We start from the raw sequence: 17,442 nt of genomic DNA, 5'->3' as shown, positions 1-17,442 counted from the left end.
GCCCTGGGCCGCCGACACGGCACCCCGCCAAGGCCTCGACGGTTCCAACAACTGGGTCATCGCCCCCTCCCGCACCGCCACCGGCCGCCCCCTGTTCGCCAACGACCCGCACCGCGGCATCACCCTGCCCGCCCTGCGCTACCTCGCGCACCTCTGCGCCCCCGGCATCGACGTCATCGGGGCAGGAGAGCCCGCGCTGCCCGGCATCTCCATCGGCCACAACGGCCACCTCGCGTTCGGCCTGACCATCTTCCCGATCGACCAGGAGGACCTGTACGTCTACCGCACCAACCCCGCCGAGCCGCACGAGTACTGGTACCAGGACCGCTGGGAGCCGATGACCCTGGTCACCGAGGAGATCCCGGTGCGCGGCGGCGAACCGGTCACCGCCGAGCTGTGGTTCACCCGGCACGGCCCCGTGATCCGGGAACACCCCGAGCGCCACGCGGCGTTCGCGGTCCGCGCCGCCTGGCTCGGCCCCGGCATGGCCCCCTACCTCGGCAGCATGGATTACCTGGCCGCCCGCGACCCCGACGCCTTCGTCACCGCGATGCGCCGCTGGGGCGCTCCCGGCGAGAACCAGGTCTACGCCGCCCCCGACGGCACCATCGGCTGGCACCCCGCGGGCCGCGTCCCGGTGCGCCGAGGCTGGGACGGCACGCTCCCGGTGCCGGGCGACGGGCGCTACGAATGGGACGGCTTCCTCGACAGCGCCGAACTGCCCTCCGCACGCGACCCCGAGCAGGGCTGGTTCGCCACGGCCAACCAGATGAACCTGCCGCCCGGCCACCCGAGCGGCCTCAACCCCGTCACGTACGACTGGTACGCCCCCACGCGCCACGAACGGATCTCCGAGGAACTGGCCGCGCGCGACGACTGGACGGTCGCGGAGTGCGTACGCCTCCAGACGGATTACGTCAGTCTGCCCGCCCGGCGCGTCCAGGCGCTGCTCGCCGGGGTGCGCGGCCAGGACACCACCGTCGCCGCCGCCCTCGACCTGCTGCGCGGCTGGGACACCCGCCTGACGCCCCACTCCGCGGCGGCCGCGCTCTTCGAGGTCTGGTACCGGCGGCACCTGCACCCCGCCCTGCTGGACCGGGCACTGGGCGCCGCCGGGCTCGGCCCCGGGGCACTGGCGCGGATCCTGTCCGTGGGGGACGCCACCGCCGACCCCCGCATCGATCTGCCCCTGCTCGCCGCGGACCCGGACCCCGGCCTGCTGCACGCCACGCTGACGGCCGCGGTCGGCGAGGTCTCCGCGCTGCTCGGCCCCGACCCCGCCCAGTGGTCCTGGGGCGCGCTCCTGCACGCCCATCCGCACCACCCCGTCGCCGCCCTGCTCGACGGCCGCCCCGCACCGCCGTGGGCGTCAGTGGGGCCCGCCCCGCGCGGCGGCAGCGGCGACACGGTCGGCGCCGCCGCCTACGGCCCCGGCTTCCGGCAGACGACGGGCGCCACCTTCCGCCTGGTCGTCGACGTCGGCGCCTGGGACAACTCGGTGGCGATGAACGCCCCGGGCCAGTCGGGCGATCCGCGCAGCCCGCACTACGCCGACCTGTTCGACGCCTGGGCGGCCGACGGCTCCTTCCCGCTGCTCTACTCCCGGCCGCGGGTGGAGAAGCACACGGTCGCCACCCTCACCCTGCGGCCCGCAGGGCGGTCAGAGTCCGGCTGACGCCACCCGCGCGCCGATCTCCTCCCGCGTCAGATAGGCGTCCGTCATCTCGAAGTCCTTGAGCGTGGCGGGCCGCTGGGCCTGGAAGCCGGTACGGACGTAGTCGTCGCCGGCGACCGCGTTGAGCCCCCAGTTGGCGGCCGTGCGGAAGCGGGCGGTCAGCGTGCGCAGCGCCCCCAGGTGGTAGCCGCGCGCCACGACCTGCGCGGGCAGCCCGGTCAGCTGCACGCCCAGCGGCTTCGACACCGCCTGGATGCCGCCGAGGTCCACGACGAGGCCCATGTCCTTGTGCCGGTAGTCGGTGAGCGGGAAGCCGCGCAGCGCCGCGAGGACGTTCTTCGCGGCGGCCCAGCCCTGGCGCATGGCGTGCTGCGCGGTCGGCGGGCAGACGGCGTCGCCGCCCTTGGCGAGGTCGGGCACGGCGGCCGCGTCGCCGAGCGCGAAGACTCCGTCGAGGCCCGGTACCGTCAGATCCGGCCTGACGACCAGGCGGCCCTTGTTCGTGTCGGCGCCGAGCGTCGCGATGAGCGGGCTCGGCGCGACGCCCGCGGTCCAGATCAGCGTGCGGCACGGCAGGACGCGGTCGTCGGTGAGCGTGACGGTGTCCTCGGTGACCTTGGCCACGGAGACCCCGAGCGAGACGTTCACGCCACGGCGCTGCATGATCTCCATCGCCTTCTCGCCGAGCCGTTCGCCCAGCTCGGGCATGAGCTTCGGGGCGACGTCGACCACGTGCCACTTGATCTGGGAGACGTCCAGACCCGGGTAGCGCTTGACGGCGGCGCACGTCAGCCGCTGGAGGTACGCGGCCGTCTCCACGCCCGCGTAGCCGCCGCCGACCACCACGAACTGCAGCCGCTGCTCGCGCTCCTCGCGGTGCGAGCTGGCCGCGGCCAGGTCCAGCTGCGAGATGACGTGGTCGCGGATCCAGGCGGCCTCGGCGAGCGTCTTGACGCCGACCGCGTACTTGTCGACGCCGGGGATGTCGAACTGGCGCGTCACACTGCCCGGGGTCAGGACCAGGTAGTCGTAACGCTCCACGACCTCCTCGCCGTTGATCTTCCGGACGATCACGGCCTTCGCCTTGGTGTCGATGCCGATGGCGCCGCCCGGCACGATGGCCGTGCGGCGCAGCATCCGGCGCAGGGGCACCGCGACCGACTGCGGGGTGAGCACCCCGGAGGCGACGTGCGGCAGCAGAGGCAGATAGAGCTGGTGGTCCATCGGGCTGATCAGCCGCAGCTCCGCCTCGTGGGGCGCGAGTTTCTTCTCCAGCTTGTGGGCGCACTCCATGCCGGCGAAACCGCCGCCGACGATGAGGATCCGGGGAGCTGCCATGTGATGTCACTCCAAGACTGTGGGAGTTCGTCTTCAGGGCTGTGTCGCGGCTGTCGGCGCCGCCGGGGCCGCCGGAAGATCTACTGGATCTTCTGCGGACCGTACCTGTGGCCTTGTACCCCTGCATCCGGAATGGATGAATCGTGTGACGTGCTTCACATGGCCCGATCTCCCCCGGCTCAGATTCCCGGCCGGTAGCGGATGGGGTGGTCGTGCGGGACCTCGACGAGGACGATCCGCAGGCCGTCCGGGTCCTCGATCCACATCTCGATCAGGCCCCACGGCTCCTTGACCGGCGGCCGGACCACCTCCACGCCGCGCTCGGCAAGCTCCGCGTGGGCCGCGTGGACGTCCGGGACCTGGAGCCACAGCCGCATCTCGGGGCCGGGCGGGGTGTCGGAGCGGCCGGAGAGTTCGAGGAAGCCGCCGCCGAGGAAGTAGACGGTCCCGCGCTCGGGCCCCGTGCCGAACTCGCGGTAGACGGCGAGGCCCAGCGCGTCGCCGTAGAACGCGCGCGAACGCTCGGGGTCGGTGGGGTGGAGGAGGGTCCTGCTGCTCAGTACATGCACCATGCGGACGCACCTTAGTAGGGCGTTAGGCTCGGCGGAGCAGCAGGCCGCGCCAGATCGGAGCAAGAAGTCGATGGACACCGCCCCACGCCCCCGCACCGGCGAACTCACCTTCCGCCACGCGGTCTGCGCCGACGTCGACGCGCTCGTCGCCCTCATCGAGTCGGCGTACCGCGGGGACGCGAGCCGCGCCGGGTGGACCACCGAGGCGGACATCCTCCAGGGCCAGCGCACCGACCCGCGAGGCGTCGTCGAGGTCATCGAGTCGCCCGCGAGCCGCCTGCTCGCCGTCGAACGGGACGGCGTGCTCGTCGCCTGCTGCCAGCTCGAACACCGCGGCGAGCACGCCTACTTCGGGATGTTCGCGGTGAGCCCGACCCAGCAGGGCGCGGGGATCGGCAAGGTGATCATCGCCGAGGCGGAGCGGGTGGCGCGCGAGGAGTGGGGCGCCCGTGAGATGCACATGACCGTGATATCCGTACGCGACGACCTCATCGCCTGGTACGAGCGGCGCGGCTACCGCCGTACGGGAAAGATGACCCCCTTCCCGTACGGCGACGAGCGCTTCGGCATCCCCCAGCGCGCCGACCTGGAGTTCGAACTCCTGGTCAAGGAGCTCAGGCCGTGAAGCGGCCCGTCCGCTTGATCTCGGGGTAGTCGGTGGTCGCGCCGTCCAGCTGGAGCGCGCGCACAAGCCGCAGATCGTCCTGCGTGTTCACGACCCAGCCGATGATCCGCAGACCGGCCTTCCTGGCGTGCTCGACGATCTCCAGCGTCAGCCGCCGGATGTTGAGGACGAGCGTGGTGGCGCCGACCGCGGTGGCGCGCTCCACGACGTCGGTGCCGTAGCGGCTGGCGACGAGCGCGGTCCGTACGCCGGGGACCAGGCGCGCGATCTCCGCGATCGCCGCGTCGTGGAAGGAGATCACCTCCACGCGCGAGACCAGGTCGCGGCGGTGCATGACCTCGGCGAGGGCGCGCGCGGCCGCCACGTCCTTGATCTCGGCCTGGAGCGGCGCCCGTACGGCGTCCAGGACCTCTTCGAAGACGGGGACGCGCTCGCCGCGGCCCGCGTCCAGCTCCCGGAGTTCGGCGAGGGTCTTCTCGGCGATCGGTCCCTTGCCGTCGGTCGTACGGGCCACATCGGCGTCGTGCATGACGACGAGGGCGCCGTCCTTGCTCAGATGCAGATCCAGCTCGATGAGATCGAGGCCCGCGGCTTGCGCGGCGATGAAGGAACGGAGGGTGTTCTCGGGTTCGACACCCATGACCCCGCGATGACCGATGGTGAGGAAGTTCAAGGTCCACTCGCTTCCGTCGACGGCGGCTCGGCGGCCGCGGGGCGAGGACGGAGGGGCCACGCGGCAATGTCGCAGCCTAACGGCCCGCGTCGGCCACGGAACCGGCCGGACGAGGGTGAACGGAGCCTTCCGTTCTGGTTCCCACGATGCCGAGGACCAGTCCGGTGACGAGGGCGGCGACAAGGACGGCACGGGTGCTCATGGGTGCGCTGCTCCATACGGGCGTAGGACCGCTGACCCCGCCTGTCCTATCGGCGGGGGGCCGTCGCGGCGCGCTGCTTCACCCGGGGGTGGGCGAGTCCTCCGCACGTTGACCCGCCGCCCGATCGTGCCGGTGACGGACGACCCGGCCCGGCGCGCGCAGGTCAGGCCGGGCGGCGCCGCGCCGCCGCCAGCGAGGCGGTGCGCGCCAGCTGGGTGATCTCGTCCTCCGGATCGGCCGGGCTGTAGACGGTCAGCGCGCCCTGCCGCTTGTCGAGGAGCAGGGCATCCGGCGCCGGCGCCCGCTCACCGTCGTACGCCAGGTCGGCCACCGACTCCAGGCCGCTGATCCGCAGCCGCTCGACGCGCTCGGCCCGGTAGACGTGGGAGCGCCGCAGCGCGCCCGCGAGCGCGGAGAGCGTCAGCCGGGTGCGGGCCAGCGGCGCCTCCGCGTCGACCGTGCGGACGTCGAGCAGCCCCTCGTCCAGGTGGGGCCGGTGTGTAGGGGCGAGGCCGTCCGGCAGATAGCGGCCGTTGCCCGCGAACAGCAGCCACAGGACGCGGTCGTGGCCGTCGAGGCGTACCCGCAGGGGCGTCGCGTCCCGCAGGACACCCAGCAACGCCACGGTGGCGGCGGGCCACTTGCCGATGCGGCCCTCCAACCGCTCGCGCCTGCGCACCAGTTCCGGATAGAGACCGATGCTGAAGGTGTTCACGAAGCCCGTGACATCCGCGCCCTCGCCGTCGCGGACCCGCGCCAGGTCCACCCGCACGGCCTGGCCGCGCCGCACGGCGTGCGCGGTGTCCTCGAAGGTGGCCGTGCCCGCGTCCAGCGCGAAGTGGTTGAGGGTGCCGCCGGGGAACACCGCGAGCGGAAGACCGGCCGCGACGGCCCGGCGGGCGGCGGCGTTGACCGTGCCGTCGCCGCCGCACACCCCGAGTGCCCCGCCCGCCTCGGCGGCCCGCGCGACCGCCTTGTCCAGGAGCTTGCCCAGGTCGTCACCCGGCCCGCAGACCAGGACCTCGGCCCTGGGCAGAAGCAGGTCCACGTACTGCCGGGCGGGCGGCTTGCCGGGGACGGCCTTGCCGGAACCGGAGTTGACGACCACCACAAGGCCCTCGCCCTCCGGCAGCGCGGGCGCCGCCACCCGGGTCCGCTCGATCGTCGAGGGCGCCGGGCGGGGCGGCCACCAGTAGCAGGTGACCGCGGCGGCGGCCGCGCCGAGCGCGATTCCGGCGAGCACGTCCGTGGGGTAGTGGACGCCCACATACACCCGGGAGAACGCCACGGCCGCCGCCACCGGCGCGACCACGGCGCCGTAGCCGGGCGACTCCAGGGCCACCCCCGTGGCGAACGCCGCCGCCGACGCCGCGTGCCCGGAGGGGAACGACGACGTCCAGGGCGCCTTCGCCAGCCGCCGCACCAGGGGCACCGCGTCATGCACGGGACGGCTGCGGCGCACGGCGTACTTGGCGACCGCGTTGGTGGTCAGCGAGGCCAGCGCGAGCGCGCCCACCCCACGGCGTGCCGCGCGCCCGGCCGCCGGCCCGCCCGCGGCCGCGAGGACCACGGCCGCGCCGCACCACAGCCGCCCGTGGTTCGCCGCGCGAGTCAGCGGCGGCAGCACCTGTTCCGCGCCGGTCAGCCGCGCCGTCGCCACCCGCTCGAACCACCGCCGGTCGATCCTGCCGATGCGTCCTTTCATGGCCTCACTGCAACAGGGCCCGGGCGCGGGGGCCCGCACTGCTCGCCCGAACGGGTCACACGGGCTCTGCCCGACGTGCTGGAACCGGGTCCGGGGTGGCCCTGCGCGGCCCGGGGCACCCCCTTCGGCAGTCCGCCTCGGCCGTACTGGCCTCGGGGGCGCGAAGCGGGGTATACGGGGGGCATGAAAGATCTCTTGAGGCACCGTGCCCAGCGCCTGCTCGGCGCCGACCACCGACTGCTGTTCTGCGGAATCGCCGCCGGGATGTGGGCGTTCGGCGGGGCGCGGGGGCGGCGCGCGGCGGTGCGCGGCGTCTCCTCCATGGCGCTGGCCTCGACCACCGTCAACGCCCTGGGCAAGCACACGGTGGGCCAGTCGCGCCCGGCCAAGGACGCGGCCCCCCTGCTGCGCCACCTGCCCCGCAAGCCGCTCACCGGCCCCTACCCCTCCGGCCCCACCGCGTCGGCGGCCGCCTTCGCGGCGGGCGCGGCACTGGAGTCGCCGGGCTGGGGCGCGACCGTGGCCCCGCTCACGGCGACGCTCGCGTACGCCGAATCCCGCGGCGACGCGCGCGGCCCCCGGGACGTCCTGGTCGGCGCGGCCCTCGGCGTGGTCGCCGCCTACGCGGTGCGCGGCATGGTGCCCACGCGCGCCCAGCTGCCGCCGCCCGCGCGACCGCGCGTCGACGCGCCCGCCCTGCCGGAGGGCGAGGGCCTGGTCGTCGTGGTCAACCCGTCCTCCGGCGCGCAGCCGCAACTCGCTGATCCCGTACGCCAGTTGAAGGCCGCGCTGCCGCGTGCCGAGGTGGTGCTGTACGAGGAGGAGGCGGGAGCCCTGCCCAAGGTCCTCGAAGAGGCGGCGCGGGAGGCCGCCCGGCGCGGCGGCGTCCTCGGCGTGTGCGGCGGCGACGGTACGGTCAACGCCGCCGTGATGCCCGCCCTGCGGTTCAAGGTGCCGCTGATGGTGCTGCCCGGCGGCACGTTCAACCACTTCGCCGCCGACCTTGGCGTCGACACGGTCGCGGAGGCGTGCGCGGCCGTCGCCGAGGGCAGCGCGGTCCGCGCCGACGTCGGCCGCATCAAGCCGCTCGCCGGGATCGGCCCGGCGGGCAGAACCCCCTCCGAACCGTCGTACTTCCTCAACACCTTCAGCCTCGGCAGCTACCCCGACCTCGTCCGCAGCAGGGAACACTGGTCCCCCAAGATCGGCGGCCCGCCCGCCACCCTGCTCGGCGTCGCCCAGATCCTGCGCACGGGGCGCCCGCTGCGGGCCGTGGTGAACGGCCGTGCCCGCTCCATATGGCTCCTCTTCGCGGGCAACGGCGCCTACCGCAGCGTGGGCCTCGCCCCGGTGCGACGGCACGATCTGGCCGACGGCCTGCTGGACGTCCGTATCGCCCACGGCGGCCGCTTCGCCCGCAGCAGGCTGCTCGCCGCCGCACTCGCGGGCCAGCTGACCCGCACCCGCGTCTACGCGTCCGCCCGCCCCCAGCGGCTCGTCATCTCCGGCCTGCCCGAGGGCACGCAGATGGCGTACGACGGTGAGGTGACGGACGCGCCCACCGCGCTCCTGATCGACAAGCTCCCCGAAGCGCTCACGGTGTACCGCCCGACGGCCGACTAGGGGCGGGAGCGGTGAGCGTCGTCACCAGGACATCGCGGTGGCCGGGCCTTTCGGTGTCCTGAGGGTGGACCGGCGAGACGGCGTGCCACGTGGCCCGGTCGTCGCTCAGCAGCAGGGTGCCCGGCTCGCTGAGCGTGGTGGCCGCGATCTCCTGGCCGTCCGCGTCATAGACCATGCTGCGGCCGCCGCGCACGTTCTCGCGGCCGATCAGCAGTGAGGACACCAGGTCGACGCCGTCCTTGTGCCGCCCTTCGGGGGTGGGCTGCGCCAGGCCGTCCGCCTGCGCGACCACCCGGAAGGGGTGCACCCTGACGATCCACTCGGGGGCATCGCGCATGCCCCCGGCCACCTCACCGAGCAACCGGATCAGCGCGTTCAGCACCGGCTCCGCCAGGAACGCCTCGGTCAGCGGCTCGAAGTGCCGTTCGACATCCACGTACAGGGGGTTGCTCTCCTCGGGCTGTACGAACGCCTCATGGCCCATCGGCGCGATCTCCCCGTCCCGGGAGAGCAGGAACTGCCCGTAGCGCCGCAGACGGCGCGTACCTTTCTCGGCCGCGTAAGGGTCCGTCACCAGGTCTTCCCAGTGGGCGGCGAACCGTTCCCACACCGAGGTGTCGGCGCTCACACAAGTCGAGGCCTCGGCCGGGGCCATCAGGTGCCAGCCACGTCCGGCGACGTCTTCGCGCGCCGCCTGGACCAGGGGCCCCGCGCCGTCTGCGGTCCGGTCGTCATCCATACGGTCATGCTGCTATGCGCCGCCGCAACTGGCATCCGCAGCGCTCAGGGGAACGTGACGCCGGTGTCCACGGGCGTCACGACGATCCAGCGCAGCGCGTCGTCGTCGTAACGCCCGTAGGTCCTCACACGTACGTCGACCGGATCGGGCGAGACCAGCGGGAAGTACACCGGCCGGGCCCGCGCCTCGTCCGGGTCGGGGACGTCCGCCGCGCCGTCCCACAGCGCGGCGACTCCCGGCTCGCCCCGCACGGCCCGCACCACCTCGTCCAGACGCTCGTCGTCCGGCATCCGCTGCCAGGCCAGACGCAGCCGGGCGAGCAGCGGACCGGCCCACCGGGATTCCCAGTCGCGCAGCTGGTAGCGGGCCTGCGGCGAGAAGGCCCAGGTCATGACGTTCGCGTCGGGATGGGTCAGCCAGGGGCAGTGGCGCGCGGCCACGGCGTTGACCGCCACCACGTCCCAGGCCGGGTCGCAGATCCAGCTCACGCGCCGCTGCTGGTGCAGCAGATCGAGCATGGCCTCGTCGGGGCGGGCCCTGTGCGCCGGGCGGCGCGGCGGGCGGTGGCCCGTGCCCCGGAACAGGGCCTCCGTCCGCGCGGGGGAGAGGTCCAGGATGCGGGCCACCCCAGCGATCATCTCCGGGGCGTAGCCGCGGTCCTCGCCCCGCTCCAGCGCGCGGTACCAGCGCTCGGAGACGCCGAGGAGCAGGGCCATGTCGAGCTGCGTGAGGTAGCCGCGGTGGCCGCGGAACGGGACGGGGCCCGGCACCAGACGCGGGTCCCGCGCCATCCGCCAGGCGCGCAGCATCCGGCCCAGGTCCTCGCGTCGTGCGTCCGGCAAGGGTAAAGACCTCGCAAAGATGGGGTTGCCTGCTGGTGAGCGCCGCGTGGCCCGCGCGCTCGCGCGCCCGGGCCGGGGCAGGTTGACAGCGTCGCACACGAACCGGTGGACCGGAACGCGAGAGTGCCGGTAGCCGGGCGTGCCGTTCTTCACGGCGGGAGGAGGTCCATGGTGAGCGCCGCGCCCCCGGGCCGCGTACGCCGCACCCAAGGGCCGCACACCCTGCGCCACCGCACACCCGCCGCAGGCCCCGCACACGTACGGAGAACTCACCGATGAGCTACTTCCTGCCGGAGACCCACCCCGTGCTGACCGCCGCCCGCGGTCTGGCCCTCGCCCACGCCGGGCTGATCGAGGTGAACACCTCCCCGCTGTACCTGCGGGCGCGCGACCCGCACCCCGACCGCACGGTCGCGCTGGTCTCGGGCGGCGGCTCGGGGCACGAGCCCCTGCACACCGGGCTCCTGGGGCGCGGAGGACTGGACGCCGTCTGTCCCGGCGAGGTCTTCGCCTCCCCGCACAACCGGCAGATCTACGAGGCCAGCGCGGCCGCGGCCAAGAGCGGCGGCGTCCTGCTCGTCATCAAGAACTACACCGGCGACGTGATCAACTTCCAGATCGCGGCGGAGCGCCTGCGGCACGACGGGATCCCGGTCGCCACCGTCCTGGTCGACGACGATCTCGCCACCGACAGCGCGGACAGCGCGACCGGCCGCCGGGGCACCGCCGCCACGGTCGTCGTCGAGAAGCTGCTGGGCGCCGCCGCCGACCAGGGCGCCACGCTGGAGGAACTGGCCGATCTCGGGAAGCGGGTCGTGGCCGCCTCCCGCAGCATCGCGGTCGCCGCCCGCGCCCAGACCTCGCCCACCACCCTCGCTCCGGCCTTCACCCTGGCTGCGGACACCCTCGACTACGGCGTCGGCATCCACGGCGAACGCGGCACCCGCACCATCGCGCGCCCCGCCATCGGCGACCTCGTCCGGCGGATGACCGACGACCTGCTCGACGCGCTCCCCGAGGGCCCAAGCGAGGTCATCGCCCTCGTCAACGGCCTCGGCGCCACCACGGAGCTGGAGCTGAACGCCATCGGTGTCCTGCTCCACGACGAGCTGACCGCCCGCGGCGTCCGGCCGGTCCTCACCGTGCCCGGCACCTACACCGCCGCCCTGGACATGGCGGGCTTCTCCCTCACCCTGACGCGACTGGAGGAGGGCTGGGCCGACCTGTGGACGGCTCCGACCCGCACCCCGCTCGTCCTGCCGCGCCCCACGCTCACCCCGGACGCCCAGGCCCAGCCCTCGCGGGAGCCCGCGACCTCCCCGGCCGGCACCGCCGCCACCCCGGCCCAGGGCGGCGACCGCGCCCTCCTCGACCGCTACGCGCAGACGGTCACCCAGGTCCGCGACAACCTGACCAAGCTCGACCAGCTCGTCGGCGACGGCGACTTCGGCGACAACCTCGCGGGCGGCGTACGACGCGCGGTGAAGCTCGCCGACGAGCGCGGACTCGACGGCACGGCGGCCCTCGCGGAGGCCTTCCTCAACGACGTCGGCGGCACCAGCGGCCCCCTCTTCGGGCTCCTCTTCCAGCACCTCGCCACCGCCTCCCCGGCCGACGGCGGGGCGCCCTCCGCCGCCGCGCTCGCGCGGGCCGCCGAGGCCGGCTTCGCCGCCATCCACCGGGTCGGCGGCGCGAGCCCCGGCGACTGCACGCTGGTCGACGCCCTCGCCCCCGCCGCCCAGTCGCTCGCCGAATCCGCGCGGGACGAGGCCGCCGAAGCGCCGCTCACCGAAGCGGCCCAGGCGGCCATCCGCGGGGCGCTCGGCACCGCGTCCCTGCGGCCCCGGCGCGGCCGGGCCAGCTATGTGGGGGACCACGCCCTCGGCGTCCCGGACCCCGGCGCCCTCGCCGTGGCGCTGCTGTTCATGGCCCTCGCGGACATCCACGAGCCCGCCACGGCCCCGCGCCTGCCCGCTCCCGGCTACATCACCGTGCCCTGAGCCGCACCTCGAGGCGCGGCCAGTCCGCGAGGTCCCGCAGCAGTTGACGGTCGTGCGTCGCGACGACGACCGCGGCGCTCGTGGCGCGGACCGCCGCGGTCACCTCGTCGACCAGCACCGACGACAGATGGTTGGTCGGCTCGTCGAGCAGGAGGAGGCCGGGCCGGCCGGCCAGCGCGAGCGCCAGGTCGAGGCGGCGCCGCTGCCCCTGCGACATGCGCCCGACCGGCGTGCGCAGCGCGTCGGAGTCCAGCAGGCCGAGCGCCCCCAGCGGGACCGCGTCGGCCTCGCGGAGCACGCCGCGGGCCACCAGCCGCCCCACGTGCCGGGCGTGCACCTCGCGGGCGGTGAGGCCGGGGTCCTGCCCGGCGGTCTCCTGGGTGACGCGCACGATCCGCGCCCCCCGAGCCGCCCGGACCTCCCCCTCCGTGGGGCGCAGCGCCCCCGCGAGGACGGCGAGCAGCGTCGACTTCCCGGCGCCGTTCGGCCCGGTGACGAGCAGCCGGTCGCCGCCGTCGAGGGTGAGGTCGACGGGCCCCGCGAGGCGCCCGTCGACCGCGACGCCGTGGGCCCGCAGCTGCGGCGCGCCCGGCCGGACACCCGGGTCCGGCCACCGCGGCACGGGCGGCGGCTCCGGTACGTCGATCCGGTGCGCCTCCAGCGCTTCCTGCTGCCTCTTCAGGGCCTGTACGACACCCGGGGCGCGGGACTGGCGCTGGTGCTTGCCGGTCCCCTTCTCCGGCCGCCAGCCGGTGGAGAGCCGGTCGCGGGCCTTGGCCACGGAGTCCTTCAGACGCCGGTGCTCGGCCTGCTGCTCCTCGTGCTCCTGCTCCCAGCGCTCCCGCTCCCGGCGCCGGGCGTCCTGCCAGGCGTCGTAGCCGCCCGCGTAAAGGCGCGGCTTCCCGTCGCGGGTCGGGTCGAGGTCGAGGAACCGGTCGGCGACATCGCGCAGCAGCGCCCGGTCGTGGCTGACGACGGCGAGGCCGCCGTCGTGCTCGCGCAGCCTGCGGGTCAGGAAGTCGAGGCCGCCGGCGTCGAGGTGGTTGGTCGGCTCGTCGAGGAGCAGGACGTCGTGGTGCGCGCCGAGCAGGCACGCGAGGCGGACCCGGTAGCGCTGCCCGACCGACAGGGTCGCCAGGGGGCGGTTCCGGTCGGTGCAGGCGCCGAGGGCATCGAGGGCGATGTCGACGCGGCGCTCGGCGTCCCACGCGTCGAGCCGGGTGGCGGCGTCGAGCGCGGCGGCGTAGCGGTCGTCGGCGGTGGGGTCGCCCCCGGCCAGACCGAGGGTCGCCTCGTCCAGGGCGGTGAGGGCCGCGAGCGACGCGGCGAGCGCCTCGGAGGTCAGGGTGCCGACGGTCTCGCCGTCTTGCGCTGACAGCTCCTGGCGGGCGAGGCCGATCGTGCCGGCCCGGCGCACAGTGCCCTCGTCGGGCGTGAGCAGTCCGGCGAGGACGTGCAGCAGGGTCGTCTTGCCGCGGCCGTTCTCGCCGACGACGGCGATCCGGGACCGGGCGGAGACGGTGAGGCAGACGCCGTCGAGGACGCGCCGGGAACCGAGGCTGACGGTGACGTCCTCGGCGCGGATGTGCGCGCTTTCGCCCGCCTGGACGGGCAGGGAGGTGGCTTCGGGGGTCGGGGTGGGATTCACGGATGCTCCGCAGCTCGCAGGGGAGCCGGGCAGCGAGAAGGGGCCGCCCGGCGGGAACCGGAACGGCGAGCGCGAATTCAGCAGGGAAGGGGCGCCGCCGTCAGCGGGCGGAGCGGACCTTCTGCGACCAGATACCTCGTGCCATGACAGCGATATTACCAAGCGCGCGCCGGATGGCCGTTGTAATTAACGGTGGCCCGGACGCCTGTGGGGATGGAGGGCGCCCCGGATGGGCGTGGGAATGGGCGGCGCCCCGGATGGCCGTTGGAATAAACGGCGCCCCCGACGCCCGTAGGAATGGACGGCGCCCCGGACGCCCGTAGGAACAAATGGCCCCCGGAGCCCGGACGGCGCAGGTCACGGCATGTCGCCGGACCAGTCGAAGCGGCGCGGATCGCCGGGCCGAGGCGCGTACATCGCCCGGCCCCCGGCACCAAAACGCCCCAGCTCGGTCGGGAGCGCGACGCCCGTCTCCCTCTCGACGCGCGTCCAGTCGTCGCCCGTCCACTCGGTGATGTCGAGCAGCAGGCCGTCCAGCGGGCCGCCGACCAACTCGGCGTACCGCTGCCCCGGCCGCGGGCCCGGCTGGTCGTGGTCATGGCCGTAGACCCGGCCGCGCAGCAGCTGCTCGTCATCGCTGTCCATGCCACCCAGGCTGCCAGCCGCCACTGACAACGGCAGGACCCACGGAGTGGTCAATTCGGGCAGGCGCTCTTCTCGCCGTCCCTGAACGTCCGGTACAGCGGCGGACGTTCCCGCTCCGCCGCCTTGCCCCGGGGAGCCGGGTACTCCACGATCGGGACCGGCTTGCAGACCGCCCACTGGTCGTTCGCCCCCGGCCCCTCGAAGCCGTAGCTGCCCGCGGCGCCCCGCAGGCAGTTGCTGCAGCCGTTCGCGGAGATGCTCGGCATGATGAGGGTGTTGTAGACGTCGTTCTTCGTCGGGATCAGCGGCGCCTTCTTCCCCTCCGGCTTCCCCGCACCCTCGTTGATCTCGCTGTAGGTGCGGTCGACGGCGTCGGCGAGCAGCGTGAACGCGTCGTGGTACATCACCGCGTACCCGTCGTTGAGGGGCTTGGCCCCCAGCTCGTGCTCCTTCTCGAGCTTGTGGAAGCGGTCGAGGAAGCGGCCGAGCGCCCGCGGCGGTTCGTGTCCGGGATCCTGCCCGCCCTTGCCCCACCAGGCCGGATCCACGGACGACGCGTCGACGATCGTGGCGCGTGCCTCCTTGAGCCAGCGGGTGGTCTCGTCCGTGGTGAGGGTGGGTTCGAGCCCGATGCCCACCTTCAGCAGCCGCAGCTCAGAGCCGCGGCCGCAATCGCCCTCCTGCGCGAGGCGTTTGACGAAGGCGGGCAGGTCCTGGTCACGTCCGGCGAAGAAGACGGTGTCGGACCGCGCGGTGCAGATCTTCTGCACGGCGTCCGTGAACCGCTGGGGGATGCCTTTGTCGGCGCCGGAGGAGCCGGTGAAGTTGGAGTTGTGGCCCTTGAAGTCGTACGTGTCGCCGAAGTGCTTCTCGAAGACCCGCCGCAGGTTCCGCGAGTACACGTCCTCGCTGCGGTTGTCCCAGACCAGGAACCCCTCGCCCCGCTGCGGCCGCTTCTTCAGGTACTGCTTCAGGGCGCGGGCGAACTGGTCGTTGTTCGGTGACGTCTTGAAGAAATGGCCGGCGTTCATGTCGGCCGCGGTGATGACGGGTCCGACGGTGGGGATGCCGCGGTCGCTGAGCGCGGCGATCGTCCGCCGCGTCTCGGGAGTACTGCTGGGAATCCCCGTCACACCGACCAGCGGAGTCTCCTTGTCCTTCGTCAGCTCGCCCAGCCGCTCGACGACCGGCTCCCAGTGGTCGAGGTTGCGGCCGTCGGGCGCGAACAGCAGCTGGTAGTGGGGCCCGCTGCCGCTGTTGGCCTCCTGCTGGGCGGCCAGCGCCCCGGCCAGCGCGCGCCGGATCATGTCGGTGGTCATCGCGCTCGACCCGTCCGAGGTGTACGGCATCATCAGCGCGATCCGCACGTACGGGATCCTGGCGCCGTTGTCCGCAGGGGACTCGGCGTCCCGCCTCACCTCGGCGTTCTCCTCGGCCACCGCCTCGATGAGGCTCTTCAGGCGCGGGTCGGCGTCGAAGGCGCTCTCGGTCACCCCGACGCAGTCCCCGCCCAGCTCGCGCAGATCGTCACCGCATCTGCCGGGCCCGCGCGCGCCGAGGGTGACGACGGCGACGGCGACCCCGGCCACCAGGGCCAGCCCCAGGACGGCGGCCCACTCGATCGGTCCCCACTCGCGGGGATGGCGACGGAACAGCATGCTTCCTCACTGTCCTGGTATCGGGAGGGGGCGCTTGTCCCGGGCGGCGGCCGGCCACCGGCGGGCCGCCTGACCGAGCGCGACACGCCAGGAAGGGTGACGCAGGGAGAGATAGGCAAGCTCCTGCTCGATGGCCGTGCACGTGTCGGGATCAGGCTCCGTGTGCGGCTCGGACAGGTACCACAGGGCGTGCAGCAGCCGGTTGACGCACCGCTCGGTGTCGTCGAGGTGGACATAGCGCCCGTCGTGCGCGCCGAGCGCGATCCGCAGCCGGTCGTCCTCCCAGTCCCGCGCGGGCGGGGTGGGCGCGGTCGCGGCATACCGCAGACAGCGCAGCCAGTGCCCCGCGCCCCGCTCGTCACGCTCCGACTGGAACTCCTCGGCCAGGGAGGCCACCACCGTCTCGACGCCGCCCGCGGCGAGCATGTGGCGCAGCGCGTCGGCCTGCCCGTCGTCGCCGCGCTGGGCGTGGTGGTTCTGCAGGAAACGGTGGATCTCCTGCCAGCCCCGGCTGTCGTCGGGTCCGGGGGAGAGCCTGCGGGCCTCGTGCACCAGGAGCTTCTGGAGCAGCGGATCCGTCACCAGCGGGCTCTCGGGCGGTGTCAGACGCTGCCAGTGCTGCTGTTCGAGGTAGTCCGTGACCGCGTTCGCGGGCAGCTGCTCCGGGCCCTCCAGACGCAGCCGGGTCGCCAGCGCCTCGGCTGCCGCGCTGTCCCTGGCCAGCGAGAGGAGCGTCAGCCGGTCCCGCTGGCGCCGGTCCGGAAGCAGCCGCTCGAGCAGCGCCTCGCCGACGGGACGGCCGTCCTTGGCGGGGAGTTCGAGGAGGTCGCGCGGGGCCACGGCGAGGCCCGCGCGGGTCGCGGCGCGTACCGCCGAGCAGAGCATGGTCGTCGCCGCGGGGTGGCCGCCGGTCAGTGAGTGCAGGGCGGAGGCGAGATAGGGGTGGAGCGGGGCGCCCGCCGAACCGGCCTCGAGGAGCGGCAGTACGTCGTCTCGGCTCAGCGGGGTGAGGGGGACGGTGAGCAGCCCCGCCGACGGCGCGGTGCCGCGACGCTCCCAGCCGGAGGTCCGCACCAGGTCGGCCAGTTCGCGCCGGACCGGTCCCGGGTCGCTGCCCGGCGGTTCGCCGAGCCGGGTCGCCACGACGACCAGTTCCTCGCGCTCGGGAGACCCGGACATCGCCCGGTGTTCGAGGAGCAGGTCGAGGAAGCGCCGCCCGGCGGGCAGATGCACGTCGTCGAGGAGCACCAGGGGCCACGGCTCGCGGTTCCAGCGCTGCAACCGGCCGTAGGAACCGGCGACATCGTGCCGGAAGGCCGCCACGAGCGTCCGCTCGACCGCGCGCAGATAGTCCCCTCCCTGGTGGTACCAGTCGCCGAGCAGTTCCAAGGGGCCGGTGTCCGCGGCGAGTTGGGGGAAGCGGCCGCGGTACCAGTCCCGCTCGCCGCCCGCGCGATACCGGTGCGCGTACTCGCGGCGCAGCGCGCGGGAGATGGC

The 17,442-nt window shown here is 74.1% G+C and carries 15 protein-coding genes; 4 read left to right on the top strand and 11 right to left on the bottom strand.

Annotated features, from left to right (window positions below):
- A partial coding sequence (locus GKQ77_RS12515) for a penicillin acylase family protein (protein ID WP_219688793.1) occupies positions 1–1,675 on the top strand: 1,675 nt, incomplete at its 5' end.
- Here GKQ77_RS12515 and GKQ77_RS12510 read toward each other — a convergent pair.
- Both GKQ77_RS12510 and GKQ77_RS12505 read right to left on the bottom strand, forming a co-directional pair.
- Positions 1,661–3,013, bottom strand: coding sequence for an NAD(P)/FAD-dependent oxidoreductase (locus tag GKQ77_RS12510; RefSeq protein ID WP_219688792.1), 1,353 nt, complete (start codon positions 3,011–3,013; stop codon positions 1,661–1,663). The two genes, GKQ77_RS12515 and GKQ77_RS12510, sit on opposite strands and share 15 nt — an antisense overlap.
- Before the next feature lie 179 nt (positions 3,014–3,192).
- Positions 3,193–3,585 carry a VOC family protein gene (locus GKQ77_RS12505; protein ID WP_219688791.1) on the bottom strand — a complete coding sequence of 131 codons (393 nt, stop codon included), beginning with the start codon at positions 3,583–3,585 and terminating at the stop codon, positions 3,193–3,195.
- Positions 3,586–3,655: 70 nt separating this feature from the next.
- Here GKQ77_RS12505 and GKQ77_RS12500 point away from each other — a divergent pair, with 70 nt between their 5' ends.
- Positions 3,656–4,210, top strand: coding sequence for a GNAT family N-acetyltransferase (locus tag GKQ77_RS12500; RefSeq protein WP_219688790.1), 555 nt, complete (start codon positions 3,656–3,658; stop codon positions 4,208–4,210).
- Here the strand turns inward: GKQ77_RS12500 and GKQ77_RS12495 are convergent.
- From GKQ77_RS12495 to GKQ77_RS12490, 3 genes are all read right to left on the bottom strand, one after another.
- Positions 4,200–4,883 carry a glycerophosphodiester phosphodiesterase gene (locus GKQ77_RS12495; RefSeq protein ID WP_125511322.1) on the bottom strand — a complete coding sequence of 228 codons (684 nt, stop codon included), beginning with the start codon at positions 4,881–4,883 and terminating at the stop codon, positions 4,200–4,202. The two genes, GKQ77_RS12500 and GKQ77_RS12495, sit on opposite strands and share 11 nt — an antisense overlap.
- A gap of 76 nt (positions 4,884–4,959) precedes the next feature.
- On the bottom strand, positions 4,960–5,085 hold the full coding sequence (locus GKQ77_RS33315) for a hypothetical protein (protein WP_258021230.1): 126 nt from the start codon (positions 5,083–5,085) through the stop codon (positions 4,960–4,962).
- Between the two features lie 163 nt (positions 5,086–5,248).
- Complete coding sequence (locus GKQ77_RS12490; protein WP_219688789.1) at positions 5,249–6,790, bottom strand: bifunctional phosphatase PAP2/diacylglycerol kinase family protein; 1,542 nt, start codon at positions 6,788–6,790, stop codon at positions 5,249–5,251.
- Between the two features lie 183 nt (positions 6,791–6,973).
- On the opposite strand from GKQ77_RS12490, the gene GKQ77_RS12485 reads away from it, so the two are divergent.
- Positions 6,974–8,413, top strand: coding sequence for a diacylglycerol/lipid kinase family protein (locus GKQ77_RS12485; protein ID WP_219688788.1), 1,440 nt, complete (start codon positions 6,974–6,976; stop codon positions 8,411–8,413).
- Here the strand turns inward: GKQ77_RS12485 and GKQ77_RS12480 are convergent.
- The gene (locus GKQ77_RS12480; protein WP_219688787.1) at positions 8,385–9,152 is read right to left on the bottom strand and encodes a 2OG-Fe dioxygenase family protein; all 768 of its coding nucleotides are present in this window, start codon (positions 9,150–9,152) and stop codon (positions 8,385–8,387) included. The genes GKQ77_RS12485 and GKQ77_RS12480 overlap by 29 nt on opposite strands.
- A gap of 44 nt (positions 9,153–9,196) precedes the next feature.
- Positions 9,197–9,994 carry a helix-turn-helix domain-containing protein gene (locus tag GKQ77_RS12475; protein WP_219688786.1) on the bottom strand — a complete coding sequence of 266 codons (798 nt, stop codon included), beginning with the start codon at positions 9,992–9,994 and terminating at the stop codon, positions 9,197–9,199.
- Between the two features lie 275 nt (positions 9,995–10,269).
- Here GKQ77_RS12475 and GKQ77_RS12470 point away from each other — a divergent pair, with 275 nt between their 5' ends.
- A complete protein-coding gene (locus GKQ77_RS12470) occupies positions 10,270–11,994 on the top strand; it encodes a dihydroxyacetone kinase family protein (protein WP_219688785.1) in 1,725 nt (574 codons plus the stop codon).
- Here the strand turns inward: GKQ77_RS12470 and GKQ77_RS12465 are convergent.
- The 4 genes from GKQ77_RS12465 to GKQ77_RS12450 all read right to left on the bottom strand — a co-directional run.
- Positions 11,981–13,642 (bottom strand): ABC-F family ATP-binding cassette domain-containing protein, encoded by a 1,662-nt coding sequence (locus tag GKQ77_RS12465; RefSeq protein WP_219688784.1) that lies wholly within the window; start codon positions 13,640–13,642, stop codon positions 11,981–11,983. The genes GKQ77_RS12470 and GKQ77_RS12465 overlap by 14 nt on opposite strands.
- 357 nt (positions 13,643–13,999) lie before the next feature.
- Positions 14,000–14,287, bottom strand: coding sequence for a hypothetical protein (locus GKQ77_RS12460; protein ID WP_219688783.1), 288 nt, complete (start codon positions 14,285–14,287; stop codon positions 14,000–14,002).
- 50 nt (positions 14,288–14,337) lie between these two features.
- Complete coding sequence (locus tag GKQ77_RS12455; protein WP_219688782.1) at positions 14,338–15,945, bottom strand: ABC transporter substrate-binding protein; 1,608 nt, start codon at positions 15,943–15,945, stop codon at positions 14,338–14,340.
- A 6-nt stretch (positions 15,946–15,951) separates the two neighbouring features.
- A partial coding sequence (locus GKQ77_RS12450) for an ATP-binding protein (protein WP_219688781.1) occupies positions 15,952–17,442 on the bottom strand: 1,491 nt, incomplete at its 5' end.

Source organism: Streptomyces anatolicus (assembly GCF_019400875.1).
GTDB lineage: Bacteria > Actinomycetota > Actinomycetes > Streptomycetales > Streptomycetaceae > Streptomyces > Streptomyces anatolicus.
Note: the sequence above shows the minus strand (reverse complement) of the source record. Positions and strands in the feature narration are given on the sequence as shown.